The following is a 14,440-nucleotide window of genomic DNA, read 5'->3' as shown; positions in this document are numbered from 1 at the left end:
ATTAACACCCCCAATTTAATTTTATCAGATAATTACAAATATACAAATAATTGATTTAAAAGGAAAAATAAGATTTATAAAGAAAATAGAAAAAATCTACAAATAAAGATTGTATTTAAGAAAATTATGGATTTTTCAGTAATATAATATACAAAGAAATTTCGGAGTTGATGATATGCAAAATAAGGAATTCTATAAAAAGATAGGTTCTTTAATTGTGATAATTTTGGTAGGTGTAATGGGGGTTAACTATTGGTATAATATTGGTTTATCCTATTATGAAAAAGAAACTATTAGTAGCATGAAGATTAATGCTGATGTAAAAAACATAACTTCAATAGAGTATCAGGAAATCAGAGAGAGCTATGGATATGGAGATGGTAAAGAGGTGATAAAGAAAAACATAGTTTATGCATACCCAGATAAACTGAGAATTGAAAGTGTTGGGGAATACAAGTTAACGGAAATTTATAACAACGATAGATTTTTCAGCTATGATGAAAGTAAAAAGCGTATTGTGATTAAGGAATGTTTTCCGCCAGATAAACCATACATAACAGAAATTGAAAGTAAGATGTCTAAAATACTGAATAGTGGTGAATATGAGTTCTTTGGGTATGAGGAGAAGGACAATAAAAGAATTGAAGTAATAGGCATTAAAACCAAAATGGATGGACATAACTATATGCATAAATTATGGATAACAGATGTAGAAGAACTTGTTTTACCACTAAAGGAAGAATATTTTATCGATAATACCGTTGTATCCAAAACAACCTATGTTTACTACAAGATAAATAAACCAATAAATCCAGCTATGTTCAGCATTTCTTCTCTTCCAGATGCAGAAATAGTTTATGATGGAGTTATCACGAAATTTGTGGATAGTTATAAAGAGGCACAGAAATATCTTAAATTTAAGCTGATATTGACCGATAAGATTCCTGATGGATTTATACCATCAGAAATAGCTGTAATCCCTCCAGTATCAAATCCATATTTTTATTGCATTTATTTTAAAAACGGATATAGAATATATTTAACTGAAAAAATAGTGGATGATAAAATAATAGGAAATGGTTACCTTGGAAAGGTACCATGTCAGGTTAATAAATTTAAAGAAAAAATAACTTTAAGATGGTATCAAAATGGAGTTTTTATAACATTACAAGGTGATGAAGCTGTATTAAAGGATGTCATCTATTTTGCAGAGCAGCTTTCAGGAGGAAAATTTACTGACTAAAGTCTATAATACTGTTGAGAAGGAGAAGAAGAATGCAAAACAAAATAACACACAAGATAAAGAAAGAACAGGCAGGAGTAAAGGTTGTAAACTTTTTGAAGTTTGAACTTAACATGTCAACAAGGTTGACACGCAAGCTAGTATTAGGTGGATATGTTACAGTTAATGGGAAAAAAGCAAAGAACTCCACAGAGCTACAGGAAGGGGATGTAATTGATATAATTTTAGAAACTCAGGATTCCCAGGATATAGAACCTGAGGATATTCCAGTTGAGATAGTATATGAGGATATGGATTTACTAATTGTTAACAAACCCCCTTTTATGGTTGTACATCCCACTAAGGGACATCCAAATGGCACACTTGCAAATGCAGTTATGCATTACTTTAGAAAAACCAGCCAAAACTGTATTGTAAGACTTATAAACAGGCTAGATAGAGATACATCAGGGCTTGTTGTAATCGCTAAAAGTCAATTTGCTCATCAAGCTATGGCTAAAAAATTAGATTCAAATTCTATTGAAAAATATTATATTGCTGTTGTAGAAGGAATGATGACAGGCAGTGGTACCATAGATTTACCTATTGATAGACCATCACCAGATTCAATAAAAAGAGAGGTAATGGATAACGGACAGAAGGCAGTGACACATTATCAGGTACTTTCTTCATCAGAGGAAATGTCTAAGGTATTAATACGCCTTGAAACTGGAAGAACACACCAGATAAGGGTGCATCTAAGTCATATTGGACATCCAATAATAGGAGATACTCTTTACGGTGCAGCCAGTGATAAAATAGGCAGACAGGCACTTCATGCTTACAAATTAAAATTTAAAGACCTCAGGGATGAAAGAGAAATAGAGGTTGTAGCTGATATACCTGAAGATATAAAAAATTTGATGGAAAATATCGATAAATAGTAGAAAAAAATTCATTAATATATGTTGTGAATATTAAAAATTATTCATATAATAAGTGTATAAGGGAGGTGCAGGTTAGCTCGTTGAGAAAAAGTGGCCAAGGCCGCTAGCGCTTGCACTTCTTTTGTTTTTTTATGTTGGTTAATGATATTAAAATAAGAACTTTTGAAGTCACTTTATGTAGTGGTTTCAAAAGTTCTTTTTTAATAAGTTCATCAGAAATAGAAAATTGATATACATTATATACTACTTTTTTCTTTTGATAGTTTATAAAGTGGGAAATATAAAAAGGCAAACAATAAATAAGATAAAATAATTATTATACCAGTGTTGAAAACATTTATTAATAAATATTTGTTAATTAAATATACTACAACAGAAGAAAGAGCTGGAAGTAATATGGCTGAAAACAATTGAAGCTTAACATTACAGTTTTTAAAAATGATTGTATAGTTTAAAAAAATACCAACAATACTGCTTATCACAAAATTGATAGCATACCCGTATATGCTAACTTTTGGTATGCCTAGCAAAATATACAGCAGTACCAAATCACAGGAGGAAATGATTATGGAATTTATCAAAAGTCGGGTTTGCTTTCCAAGTCCATTAAGTAAAGCAAAAGAAATCAGTTCTATATATACCAGTGGAATTCCTGGAGATAACATCTTAATTAAATCGCCTACTGTAGAGTCCCTAAAGAAAAGCTGACCGACTTCATGGGGGATTGCTAATAGCAGGGCACTGGTAGAAAAACCCGCAATTGCTGCTGTACGTACAGCTATATTTATTCTATGATTAATTATATAGCTTTTTTTAAATGATACTGCCTCTGATATAGAAGGAATAAGTATTACATTTAGAGAATTAACAATGATTGCTGGGAAAAAAACAATATTCAGAGCCATTCCTTGAAGCTTACCAAATAAAGAAAGAGCATTTTCATATGATATTCCTGAGGAGCTTAGTCTTCTTGGTATCATAACAGCTATTACAGTACTGAAAATAGTTGTTAAAATTCCATTTAAAGCAAGGGGTAAAGCAAGTTTTAAAACATTAAATACAAGTTGAACGCCATTATCTGATTTCCCTGAACCAGGGTTTCTCTTTACATAGCTTCTATAACAGAAATAAAATAATATACAGCTTAAAAACTCACCGCAGCTTAGAGATAGGACAGCAGAGGCTGCGGATAGCCCTAAATTCATATCCGATATTACCCTCACTAATAAGTACATTACAGTAATCCTGCATATCTTTTCAGCTATATCTATAATGGCAGGTTCAGTTACCTTTTGTAAACCATAATATACTCCCTTGTATACTGATGAAATAGAAACTATTATAAGGGCAGGACAAAATGCTAAGATGCTATATAATGTTCTCTCATCAGCTATTATATTAAAAGCTATAAATTTTGAAATCAAAATTAATACAGCTGTAAATAAAATTGACCAGATAAATTCAAAGATACAGGTTACGAATACAGTTTTGTATAGCTCGTTGAATTTTCCAAGTGCTTTTTTTTCAGCAGCTATTTTGGATACAGATATAGTAATTCCGCCGCTGGTAATAAAAAGACACATATTGTATAAAGGCATTACTAACTGATATATTCCTACTCCTTTAGGTCCAATCTCTCTGGATAAAATTATTGAGAAAACAAAGGTTAAAATACCTGTAATTATGTTGGAAATGGTTAAGAGCACAGTTTTTTCAAAAAATGCGGAGCGTTTCATAAATCACCCTGTAAAATTTGTTCTTATAATTAATATGGGTTTACAAACAATACTATGCAAAAAAAATTCTCTCAAAGAAAAACAGCAACCGAAATTTCGGCTGCTGTTAATGCAACAAATCTGAATTTTTCCAATTTACAGTTTTACTCAGTGAGCAATAGCCTGTACGAATTAGATATTCACGTACCTTGTGATAATAATCTACCCTTGCACTTGATATTTTATTTTCCTGTAGCAACTTAATATCATTGCAGGAAAGTTTTATTATCGCATAGCCGTAAATATCAGTGGCTTTTTGAATATCAAATTCAAAGAGGAGTGTGTTATCATTTATCTGATAATCAGTGTATGTCTTAGTTTTGGTAGTTCCATTGCTAAACAGATGTGTGACCTCAAGAGAGGCATCCTTTACAATCCAGCCATCTGGTAAAGATACGTTTATTATATCTTCAAGGGTCCAAAAAGGATCTGTATTCCAATTAAACTCAACATAAAGCCTGATCTCAGGCACATTTTTAATTTCATCGATTTCAATTGCTGTTATATTTAAAAGCAGTTCTTCATCCTTTAACGTACCCATTTTGCTTAAATCTTTAATTAAGGTATCTTTAGCAGATGTCTTTACCGTATCAGCTGACCTGTTGTTTTTGTTTTGTGAATAACAGGGTAGCTTTGGATATGCAAAGAAAAATATCAGAAGCAATGGAATGATTTTCTTAATACTCATATAAAGACCCTCGCTTTATCTTTATATTTTTCATTCCACTGTTATTATGACATAAAATACAGAAAATTACAATAATTACATGGAATAATTACATAAAATATATAATAAAATTTTTGAAATAATTAACAGTTAAAAAAATAATATTGTTTTATTTCTTATATTTTATAATGTTATTGTAATTATATATATTTTCTAATAAAATACAATTATATATATTTTAGCGGAGTATTGAGTAGGGTAATTAAATAAGCTGGATTATTGTAGTGTAAGCTGCGTAAAATAAAATTCTATAAAGGGAGTGATATCATGCCATACTCAACAGAAGTAGATAGAAAATGGCAAAAGAAGTGGGAAGAAACGAAATTATATAAATTTAACCCACAAAATATCGATAAAAAACTTTATTGTCTAGAAATGTTTTCATATCCATCAGGAGCTAAGCTGCATTTAGGACATTGGTATAATTATGGTCTAAGTGATACTTGGGCAAGAATGAAAAGAATGCAGGGATTTGAGATATTCCAGCCTATGGGATTTGATGCCTTTGGACTTCCAGCAGAGAACTATGCAATTAAAACTGGAGTTCATCCACAGGATTCTACATATCAAAATATTGAAACCATGGAGAGACAACTTAGAGAAATGGGAGCCATGTTTGAGTGGGATCATGAAGTTATAACATGTTCACCAGAATACTATAAATGGACTCAGTGGATTTTTCTTGAGCTATACAAATCAGGACTGGCATATAGGAAGGAGGCTCCAGTAAACTGGTGCCCAAGCTGCCAGACAGTTCTTGCAAATGAACAGGTTGTAGATGGCGCATGTGAAAGATGTGGAACTGAAGTAACTAAGAAAAACCTTACTCAATGGTTCTTTAAAATAACAGAATATGCTCAGGAACTTTTAGATAAATTAGAGGAATTAGATTGGCCGGAAAAAACTAAAAAAATACAGACAAATTGGATTGGAAGAAGCGAAGGAGCAGAAATAGAGTTTAAAATTGAGAATAAAGATTTAAGCTTCAGGGTATTTACAACCCGTGCCGACACATTACTTGGTGTGACATATGTAGTACTGGCACCAGAAAATGAATTGGTTGATAAGATAACTACTGATGAAAATAGAAAGGCAGTAGAAGAATATAAGGAGTTTGCAAAAAAACAAACAGAGATAGATAGACTTTCAACAACAAGAGAAAAAACAGGCGTCTTTACCGGAGCATATGCTATACATCCAATAACAGGTGAAAAGGTTCCAGTATGGATTGCAGACTATGTACTTGCAACATATGGAACAGGATGTGTAATGGCTGTTCCAGCACATGATGAAAGGGATTTTGAATTTGCAACTAAATATAATCTTCCAATAAAAAGAGTTATAAAGGGAGAGGAAGGACAAGTAGATGAACTTCCATACACAGAGTATGGAATTCTTGTAAACAGTGGAGAATTCGATGGAATGTCTTCAGCTGATGCAAGGGTTAACATAGTAAAGAAACTGGAAGGTGAAAGTAAGGGAGAACTGAAAGTTAATTACAGATTAAGGGATTGGCTTGTATCAAGACAAAGATATTGGGGAGCACCAATACCAGTTATTCATTGTGAACATTGTGGAATAGTTCCTGTTCCTGAAAAGGATCTTCCTGTGTTACTTCCATATGATGTTGAATTTTCACCAGATGGAGAATCACCACTTAAAAAACATGAAGGCTTCATGAATACAACGTGTCCAAAATGTGGAGCTAAGGCATTAAGGGATCCAGATACATTGGATACATTTGTATGTTCATCATGGTATTATTTAAGATATCCAGATAATAAAAACAATGAAAAAGCATTTGATACAGAATGGATAAACAAGATGCTTCCTGTTGATAAATATATAGGTGGACCAGAACATGCTGCAATGCATCTTCTATATGCAAGATTTATAACAAAGGCACTTAGAGATGCAGGACATTTGAGTTTTGATGAACCATTTAAATCCTTAGTTCATCAAGGAATAATCCTAGGTCCTGATGGAAATAGAATGAGTAAATCAAAGGGAAATATAGTATCACCAGATGAATATATTGCAGAATATGGCTCAGACGTGTTTAGATTATATCTTGCCTTTGGATTTGCCTATACAGAGGGTGGTCCATGGAGTGATGATGGTATAAAGGCAATAGATAGATTTGTTGGTAGAGTAGAAAGAATAGTGGATAGGGTGATAGAATTAAGAAAAGAAAGTTCCACTGATGAGATAAGAAAAGATGAAAAGGAATTGAATTATGCACGTCACTATGCTATAAAGGCAGTAAGTGAAGATACAGAAAAATTCCAATTTAATACATCAGTATCAAGAATGATGGAATTAGTAAATGCCCTATATAAATATGATCAGGAAACGGAGCTTAAGAATGTTAAATACATGGAAGGCATAATTGCTGATCTTTTAAGGCTTCTAGCACCATTTGCGCCACATCTTTCTGAGGAATTATGGGAAAGACTTGGCTATAGCTACTCAATATTTAATGAAAGCTGGCCAGCTTTTGATGAGGCAGCTTTAGTTAAGGATATAGTTGAAATGGCAGTTCAGATTAATGGTAAAGTAAGAGGTAAGGTTGAAGTACCATCAACAGCAGATGAAAAAGAGATAGAAAAGATTGCACTTGAAGATAAAAAAGTAAAAGAATATATAAATGGCAAGGAGATAAAAAAGGTTATAGTTATTAAGGGAAGAATAATAAATATTGTTGTTAAATAATCAGATGTTTTTTAAAGGTATCACATTTAAATAGTGATGCCTTTTGTTTATTTTAAGCAATAAAATGAAATATATGGAAATAAAATGGAGGCTGGTATATAATAAATATATAATATTAAAGAAAGGGGAAACAGTATTTTGAATAATGTTTTTAATAACTTTAAGTGGGGATTTTTAATGATAATGTTAGATTTTAGAATAGCTGGTTTTGACCTGCTGCCGGATTTTATAGGCTATATCATATTTTTTAATTCTTTAGGTTATCTAGTATCTCAAAGTGAATTCTTCGATAAGGCAAAAAATTTATCAATCGCAATGATAGTATTTTCCCTATTTACATTTTATCAAAAGACCAATAATATGGGGAATAATTATAATTTTGGTAACCCTGTAATATTTGTAATTGGATTAATAGCCTTAATTGTAGATTTGATTTTAGTGTACAATATTTTCCAGGGAATAAACCAAATGGCTTCAGTTCAAAACAAAGATTATTTGATTAATGAATCAGATGAATGTTGGAGGTATTATTTAATATTATGTTTCCTGCCCCTTATTGCTATAATTTTAATGTTTATACCAGTAGTTTTAGTTTTATTTTTAATATGCCTGATTGCTTTTGCTATTTATGTGATTTATAAAATATTTAAGTTTATGGGTAAATGTTCAGAAGAATTATCTATGTATTAAAAGTCCTGAAAATCAGGACTTTTTTCTTTATTGTTGATTTGAAATGAAAAATAATTTCATATTGACATCATAATTTAAAAGGGTATATACTGTATATATAGTATATATACAGTATATACTATATATACAGTATATAGGCAGAGGAGATTTATATGAGGATAATAATTTCTAACTTATCACAGGAACCAATATATGAACAGATAGTCAAGCAAATAAAAAATTCAATTTTAAAGGGGGAAATTACTGAGGGAGATTCGTTACCTTCAATACGAAGTCTGGCCCAGGAGCTACAGATTAGTGTTATAACTACTAAGAGAGCTTACGAAGAACTTGAGAGAGAAGGGTTTATAGTAACAGTTCCAGGTAAAGGCTCATATGTTTCCGGTCAAAATAATGGCCTAATAAAGGAAAAAAGGATAAAGATGATTGAAGACAAACTTTCTGAAGTAGTTTTAGAGAGTAAGGTTATTGGGCTAAGTCTTTCTGAATTAGAAGAAATGTTAAAACTGATTTATGAGGAGGTATAAAAAATGGATAACATCATGGAAATTAAGAATTTGTGTAAAAGTTATAGGGAATTTAAACTGAAAAATGTAAACTTCACCCTTGAAAAAGGCTATATAATGGGCTTTATTGGCCCCAATGGTGCGGGAAAAAGTACAACAATTAAGCTTATTATGAATCTAGTAAAAAAGGACGCAGGTGAAATAAAAATATTTGGAATGGATAATTTAAAGTATGAAAAACAGGTTAAAGAAAAAATAGGTTTCGTATATGATGAAAACTATTATTATGAAGAATTGACGGTTAATGAAATGAAAAGGATAATAGCCCCTTTTTACAAAAATTGGGATAACAAAACCTTCGAAAGATATATGAATCTATTTGATTTAAATCCTAAGAAAAAAATAAAAGAGCTTTCAAAGGGAATGAAAATGAAGTTCTCTTTAGCTGTTGCATTATCACATAAGGCAGAACTTATTATAATGGATGAGCCAACATCAGGCTTGGATCCAGTTTTCAGGAGTGAAATACTTGAAATACTTCAGTCTGTTATGCAAGATGAAAAAATGGGTGTATTTTTCTCAACTCATATAACAACAGATTTAGAAAAAATAGCAGATTATATAACCTTTATAAATAATGGAGAAATAATCTTTTCCAAGCCAAAGGACGAAATAATAGAAACATATGCCATTGTAAAGGGAGGAAGAGAGCTTTTAGATAGAGACACGAGAAAAGAGTTTTTAGGAATAAGGGAGAATAGCTATGGTTTTGAAGCTCTTACGGATAAACCAGAGAAAATGAAAAAGATTTTCAGGGATAATATTTTAATTGAAAAGCCAACCCTTGAAGAAATAATGATTTATACAGTAAGGAGTGGGGTTAATGCTTAACTTGATACTTAAAGATATTTTAATACAAAAGAAAAGCCTATTTATAGGATTTGTATATAGTTTATTTGTATTTTTAATTTTTAAAACCAATACCTTTCCACAGGAAAATGGAAAGTTTATATTTGGTGCTGTAAGTATTGCGTATATTTTTGCAACATACAGTATTGAATATGATGAAAAAAATAACTGTCATTGGATACTAAACAGCTTACCACTGCGTAGAAAGGAGATTGTACTAGCAAAATATATATCCTTGGTGATTTACAACGTAATTGGAATTTCTATGATGCTGATTACAGGAAGGATATTAAGCATAATAGGATTTAACTTGGGTAACTACGTGGTAGACTTAAAAAGCATTCTATATGTTTTCCAATCCACGTTTTTAGCATTCTCTTTTTTTTATCCCATATATTTCAAAATAAGCTATTCAAAGACAAGATATATTAATACCATTGTATACCTTACTGTAGTTTTTTTACCATCTTTTTTTGATTTTTTATTTAAGAATATGGAAGGCATCAGTAACCTGAAATTTTTGTTTGAAATGACACTTAATAAATGGGATATTACTCAGCAATCAATGTTACTTGCTTTCATAATTGCTTTTACGGTGATATCAGTTTTTATTTCAATTAGAAACTATTCAGAGAAAAATTTTTAATATTGTTGGGGGGAGAGAAATTGTTAAACCTTGTAATGAAAGATATTTTAATACAAAAGAAAAATTTAATTAGTATTTTAATAGTGGCACTTATTTTCGTTCCATCTTTCGGAAACAGCATGGGAATACAGCAGGCAGCTATAATGGGGTGTATAATATGTACATTTCAATTTATATCACATTCCTGTGGATATGATGATAAAAATAAAAGTGAGTTAGTGTTAAATAGTCTGCCAATTAGAAGGCATCAAATAGTAACTGCAAAGTATCTTTCCAGTCTAATATTTTCAGTTGCAACATTTTTCCTTTCAATAGGATTATTGTATATATTTAAAAATATGGGATTTATAAATGATGATTTTTATTTCCAAAAAGAATATATAATAACAGTGTTTATATCAATTTCAATCATGATATCTATTTTCTTCCCGGTATATTTTAAACTAGGATATTTAAAATCAAGACTTATTATATTCATTGTATTTTTTGGGATAGGAACTATCCCAACTGCAATAATTGCATTATTAAAGAGAATATATACTCAGCAGCAATTTGAAGAAATTGCAATAAAATTAATAAGTTTCTTAAACAGAACTCCAGATTTCATACTTGCATCTGTTTCCCTGCTGGTGATAGCTTTATTTATATATATATCGTTGTGTATATCAATATCATTTTATAAAAAGAGAGATTTTTAAATGTCAACAAACTGGATAAACATATAAAATGATTTTAAAATAGCCCCATGAATGGACTTCAAAGGTTTGAATCCTTCATGAGGCTAAACTAAAACCAATTTTTAAGCAGATTAATTACTTAAGGTTTTCTGGATTTAGACATTCAAGTTCTGGAATAACGAAAAGACCATCTTTTCTTATTAAAACATCGTCAAAATAGATTTCTCCTCCACCGAACTCTGGAGTCTGAATAAATACTAAATCCCAGTGAACAGCTGATTTATTTCCATTGAAAGCATCATCATATGAACTTCCAGGAGTAAAGTGTATTGAACCTGCTATTTTCTCATCGAATAGTGTATCTTTCATTGGCTTTGTTATATATGGGTTTACGCCTATTGCAAACTCACCTACGTATCTTGCACCTTCATCTGTATCAAATACCTTGTTAATTCTTTCAGTATCGTTTGCAGTAGCATTAATGATTTTTCCATCTTTAAACTCAAGTCTGATGTTTTCAAATGTAAATCCTTGGTATACAGCAGGAGTATTATATGTAATATATCCATTTACTGAGTCTTTAACAGGTGCTGTATAAACTTCACCATCAGGAATATTCATCTTACCATCACATTTTACTGTATCTATTCCTTTGATGGAGAAAGTAAGGTCTGTACCAACACCAGTGATTCTAACTTTGTCAGTTTTATTCATTAATTCAACAAGTGAATCCATAGCCCTTGACATCTTTGAATAATCAAGGTTACATACGTTGAAATAATAATCCTCAAAGGCTTCTGTACTTGTATTAGCAAGCTGAGCCATTGAAGGTGAAGGATATCTTAAAACAACCCACTTAGTTTTAGGAACTCTGATTTTACCATGAACATCATTCCAAAAATATTTAAAGTAAAGCTCCATTTTTTCACTTGGAACATCTGATGTTTCAGAAGCATTGTCCCCTGAACGAATTCCAATATATGCATCCATGTCATTCATTCTTTCAGCTTCATATTTTGCCATCATCTTCATCTGCTCTTCAGTAGCACCCATAAGAAGAGCTCTGTCAACGGACTTATCCTTTATTGTAACAAATGGAATTCCACCTGCAAGATAAGTTTCTTTCACTAATTCCTTTACAAGAGGTGTTTCAAGTCCTATTGTTTCAATTAAAACTTTTTCACCAGGTTTAATTCTGCATGAATAGTTAATTAAATTTTTAGCTAAAACACTTATTCTTGGATCAATCATTTTTATGTACCCCCTCAGTGTAATTTTAAAGCACATACATTATATCATTTTATTATTGTGTTTATCTAATAATTTTTATTCATATGACGAATATTTTACAAACATATGGGCATATTAGATAATATAGTACTTAGTTATGTACTGAATTAAGGATTTATATTATTACAAAAAATTATTTGTTTTTTTATAAAAATTATTTGATATTACCCCTTTACATTTTGTCGAAATATAGCTAAAATAGTAAAGTGTTATTGATTACGTAAGGTTTTTTAACATATAATTATCTTGTGGCAGCCACCTTTCAGGTGGCCTTTTTTTTATGAAAATAAACAAATGCAAGTGTCATTCTTTGTGTTTTTGCCATGGATAATTGATGAAATTATGATTAAAATAATTTTAAAATAATTTTTAGAGGATGATAATATGAGTTTTATTGAAAATTCTTATTCAATGATTTTCAGAAAGATGTTATGGGCAATTAATCCTATTAAGAAGAAAATAATCAAAACAGAGTGTGAGGTCCACAAATTTATCAATAATCAATCCCTGGATATATTAAAGAATGATAAATATTTACTGGCATATAATTTCCTTTCCAGCTATATTGAGGATATTAATAAGGGTGTCGTCTGGGCTGATCAGGATTTTAAAAGCAGTAACCATTTCTACAATCCAGATGAGGAAAAGGGGCTTTATGGCTGCAGTAATGCAAAAAAAGAATGTATTAACTATTATACAAAAGCTTTAAGCAAATATAATTCAGGAGATATAAAAAAAGCTATGTTTTATTTTGGAGCTGCATGTCACTTGGTACAGGATATGACTGTTCCACAGCATGTGAATGTCAAGCTTCTGAATCATCACAGAAAATATGAACTATGGGTTATTAAGGCATATAAACATCATGAAGCATTCAAGGTAATTAACGATGGGATATATTTAGAGTCAATTCCACAGTATATAGATTTAAACAGCAAAAAAGCCATTGAAGCCTATGGGAAAAACGCAGCAGAAAAAAACATACATACAAGATTTTATAACATAACATTGGCTACACTTTCACAGGCTCAAAAAACAACAGCAGGTATGTTTTTGAAATTTTATAAGGATATAAAAAAATAGATGAAAAACAAAAAAACAAACAATAGGATAGAAAAAACTTTAATGTGCTAGTAAAAGGATATATAATCAACTAGAGGTGATTTTATGTCGAAAGTTACATGGAAACCAGGAACAATGTTATATCCTGTCCCTGCTGTTATGGTTTCATCTAAATATGAAGACAAAGAAAATATAATTACAGTTTCATGGGCAGGTACAATTTGTACTAATCCCCCAATGGTATCTATTTCATTAAGGCCTGAAAGATATTCCTACGAATTAATAAAAAAATCTGGTGAGTTTGTAATAAATGTTCCAGGAAAAGACCTTGCCTTTGCTGCAGATTTCTGTGGAGTTAAATCAGGCAGAGAGGTTAATAAGTTTGAAAAATTAAAACTTCAAAGAGAACTCTCCAGTATAGTAGCTGTCCCAATTATAAAAGAAGCTCCCCTTGCAATAGAATGCAGGGTAAAGGAAATAATTGAACTTGGAAGCCACCATATGTTTATAGCAGATGTAGTTGCTGTAAATGTGGAAGAAAAGCTTATAGATGAAAAGGGAAAACTTCACTTAGATAAGGCTGATTTGATCTGCTATAATCATGGACAATATTGTGTAGCTTCAAAACCATTAGGAAAGTTTGGTTTCTCAGTAGAAAAAAGAAAAAGAAAAAAGAAGTAATTCCTGCTTTTTGCAGGAATTTAATTTTATTTAAAGAAATAATATTCATATAGCTATGGGTGGGGTGGTAAGGTGAAGAAAATAAATATCAATTTAAGTGATATAAAACTTGAAGGAAATGTTCTAGAGGTTGCCCAAAGTGGAAATAATGTAATATCAAAACTGATAGAAAAAAACAGTACTGAAGGTCTGGATAATAAAATAGATAAGGATTATATTCTGTGGAATAGAAAGAGTTTAGATAATAAAAACGATAAATATGATATTGTATGTGCTTTTTTTTCATTTAATAGGGTACCCAAGATATGGCTTAAAAGACTTTTTAAAGATATAGGATTGATGTTAAAAAATAATGGAAAAATATTTATATGGGATGTTTATTTTCCAAGGATTAAATTTCAAAATAAACTATGTATACGAGTAAAGATTGGGGAAAATGATTTTGAGGAGTTAGATTTTAAATTATACTATAATCCCTTTACATCAAAATTTAATGACGTGGTTTTAAATCTTGAAAAGAATGGCTACAAAATAATTAACAGCAGTATTTGTGGGAATATATATTACATAGAAGGAGAAAAAATTCAGGAGGGATG

The 14,440-nt window shown here is 30.8% G+C and carries 14 protein-coding genes; 11 read left to right on the top strand and 3 right to left on the bottom strand.

All coding sequences use genetic code 11. The features are described 5' to 3' along the window. The first annotated feature begins 175 nt into the window (after positions 1 to 175). On the top strand, positions 176 to 1,243 hold the full coding sequence (locus tag Q428_RS04565) for a hypothetical protein (RefSeq protein ID WP_035378640.1): 1,068 nt from the start codon (positions 176 to 178) through the stop codon (positions 1,241 to 1,243). Between the two features lie 32 nt (positions 1,244 to 1,275). Then, a complete protein-coding gene (locus tag Q428_RS04560; protein WP_035378638.1) occupies positions 1,276 to 2,166 on the top strand; it encodes an RluA family pseudouridine synthase in 891 nt (296 codons plus the stop codon). A gap of 239 nt (positions 2,167 to 2,405) precedes the next feature. Here Q428_RS04560 and spoVB read toward each other — a convergent pair whose 3' ends face one another. Beyond that, positions 2,406 to 3,905 (bottom strand): stage V sporulation protein B, encoded by a 1,500-nt coding sequence (spoVB, locus tag Q428_RS04555; protein ID WP_035378636.1) that lies wholly within the window; start codon positions 3,903 to 3,905, stop codon positions 2,406 to 2,408. A 106-nt stretch (positions 3,906 to 4,011) separates the two neighbouring features. Beyond that, positions 4,012 to 4,632: a hypothetical protein gene (locus Q428_RS04550; protein ID WP_035378635.1), complete on the bottom strand. Its 621-nt coding sequence runs from the start codon at positions 4,630 to 4,632 to the stop codon at positions 4,012 to 4,014. Between the two features lie 303 nt (positions 4,633 to 4,935). Between Q428_RS04550 and leuS the strand changes: the two genes are divergently transcribed. From leuS to Q428_RS04520, 6 genes are all read left to right on the top strand, one after another. Further along, complete coding sequence (gene leuS / locus Q428_RS04545) at positions 4,936 to 7,383, top strand: leucine--tRNA ligase (RefSeq protein WP_201769249.1); 2,448 nt, start codon at positions 4,936 to 4,938, stop codon at positions 7,381 to 7,383. A gap of 177 nt (positions 7,384 to 7,560) precedes the next feature. Continuing rightward, positions 7,561 to 8,073, top strand: a complete 513-nt coding sequence (locus tag Q428_RS04540) for a hypothetical protein (protein WP_152539065.1) — start codon at positions 7,561 to 7,563, stop codon at positions 8,071 to 8,073. 152 nt (positions 8,074 to 8,225) lie between these two features. Continuing rightward, positions 8,226 to 8,600, top strand: coding sequence for a GntR family transcriptional regulator (locus Q428_RS04535; RefSeq protein WP_035378625.1), 375 nt, complete (start codon positions 8,226 to 8,228; stop codon positions 8,598 to 8,600). A 3-nt stretch (positions 8,601 to 8,603) separates the two neighbouring features. After that, the gene (locus Q428_RS04530) at positions 8,604 to 9,470 is read left to right on the top strand and encodes an ABC transporter ATP-binding protein (protein WP_035378623.1); all 867 of its coding nucleotides are present in this window, start codon (positions 8,604 to 8,606) and stop codon (positions 9,468 to 9,470) included. Beyond that, positions 9,463 to 10,134 carry an ABC-2 transporter permease gene (locus Q428_RS04525; RefSeq protein ID WP_035378621.1) on the top strand — a complete coding sequence of 224 codons (672 nt, stop codon included), beginning with the start codon at positions 9,463 to 9,465 and terminating at the stop codon, positions 10,132 to 10,134. Before Q428_RS04530 ends, Q428_RS04525 begins: the two co-directional genes overlap by 8 nt. Positions 10,135 to 10,154: 20 nt before the next feature. Further along, entirely contained in the window at positions 10,155 to 10,832 is a 678-nt protein-coding gene (locus Q428_RS04520) for an ABC-2 transporter permease (RefSeq protein WP_051514928.1), read from the top strand. A 114-nt stretch (positions 10,833 to 10,946) separates the two neighbouring features. Here Q428_RS04520 and Q428_RS04515 read toward each other — a convergent pair whose 3' ends face one another. Further along, positions 10,947 to 12,062 carry an aminopeptidase gene (locus Q428_RS04515; RefSeq protein WP_035378619.1) on the bottom strand — a complete coding sequence of 372 codons (1,116 nt, stop codon included), beginning with the start codon at positions 12,060 to 12,062 and terminating at the stop codon, positions 10,947 to 10,949. 423 nt (positions 12,063 to 12,485) lie between these two features. Between Q428_RS04515 and Q428_RS04510 the strand changes: the two genes are divergently transcribed. From Q428_RS04510 to Q428_RS04500, 3 genes are all read left to right on the top strand, one after another. Continuing rightward, on the top strand, positions 12,486 to 13,184 hold the full coding sequence (locus Q428_RS04510; protein WP_035378617.1) for a zinc dependent phospholipase C family protein: 699 nt from the start codon (positions 12,486 to 12,488) through the stop codon (positions 13,182 to 13,184). An 84-nt stretch (positions 13,185 to 13,268) separates the two neighbouring features. Then, on the top strand, positions 13,269 to 13,844 hold the full coding sequence (locus Q428_RS04505; protein WP_035378616.1) for a flavin reductase family protein: 576 nt from the start codon (positions 13,269 to 13,271) through the stop codon (positions 13,842 to 13,844). Positions 13,845 to 13,916: 72 nt separating this feature from the next. Then, positions 13,917 to 14,440, top strand: a 524-nt coding sequence (locus Q428_RS04500) for a hypothetical protein (RefSeq protein ID WP_035378615.1), incomplete at its 3' end; no start/stop codon positions are given.

The sequence above is a fragment of the Fervidicella metallireducens AeB genome (assembly GCF_000601455.1).
GTDB classification, from domain to species: domain Bacteria; phylum Bacillota; class Clostridia; order Clostridiales; family Caloramatoraceae; genus Fervidicella; species Fervidicella metallireducens.
The sequence above is the reverse complement of the archived record's forward strand: the minus strand, read 5'-3'. Positions and strand labels throughout refer to the sequence as shown.

What these genes read in the sequence shown, in the direction of transcription:
- Q428_RS04565 (WP_035378640.1), top strand. Translation starts at nt 176, where the DNA reads ATGCAAAATAAGGAATTCTATAAAAAGATAGGTTCTTTAATTGTGATA.
- Q428_RS04560 (WP_035378638.1), top strand. Translation starts at nt 1,276, where the DNA reads ATGCAAAACAAAATAACACACAAGATAAAGAAAGAACAGGCAGGAGTA.
- spoVB (WP_035378636.1), bottom strand. Translation starts at nt 3,905, where the DNA reads ATGAAACGCTCCGCATTTTTTGAAAAAACTGTGCTCTTAACCATTTCC.
- Q428_RS04550 (WP_035378635.1), bottom strand. Translation starts at nt 4,632, where the DNA reads ATGAGTATTAAGAAAATCATTCCATTGCTTCTGATATTTTTCTTTGCA.
- Q428_RS04540 (WP_152539065.1), top strand. Translation starts at nt 7,561, where the DNA reads ATGATAATGTTAGATTTTAGAATAGCTGGTTTTGACCTGCTGCCGGAT.
- Q428_RS04535 (WP_035378625.1), top strand. Translation starts at nt 8,226, where the DNA reads ATGAGGATAATAATTTCTAACTTATCACAGGAACCAATATATGAACAG.
- Q428_RS04530 (WP_035378623.1), top strand. Translation starts at nt 8,604, where the DNA reads ATGGATAACATCATGGAAATTAAGAATTTGTGTAAAAGTTATAGGGAA.
- Q428_RS04525 (WP_035378621.1), top strand. Translation starts at nt 9,463, where the DNA reads ATGCTTAACTTGATACTTAAAGATATTTTAATACAAAAGAAAAGCCTA.
- Q428_RS04515 (WP_035378619.1), bottom strand. Translation starts at nt 12,062, where the DNA reads ATGATTGATCCAAGAATAAGTGTTTTAGCTAAAAATTTAATTAACTAT.
- Q428_RS04510 (WP_035378617.1), top strand. Translation starts at nt 12,486, where the DNA reads ATGAGTTTTATTGAAAATTCTTATTCAATGATTTTCAGAAAGATGTTA.
- Q428_RS04505 (WP_035378616.1), top strand. Translation starts at nt 13,269, where the DNA reads ATGTCGAAAGTTACATGGAAACCAGGAACAATGTTATATCCTGTCCCT.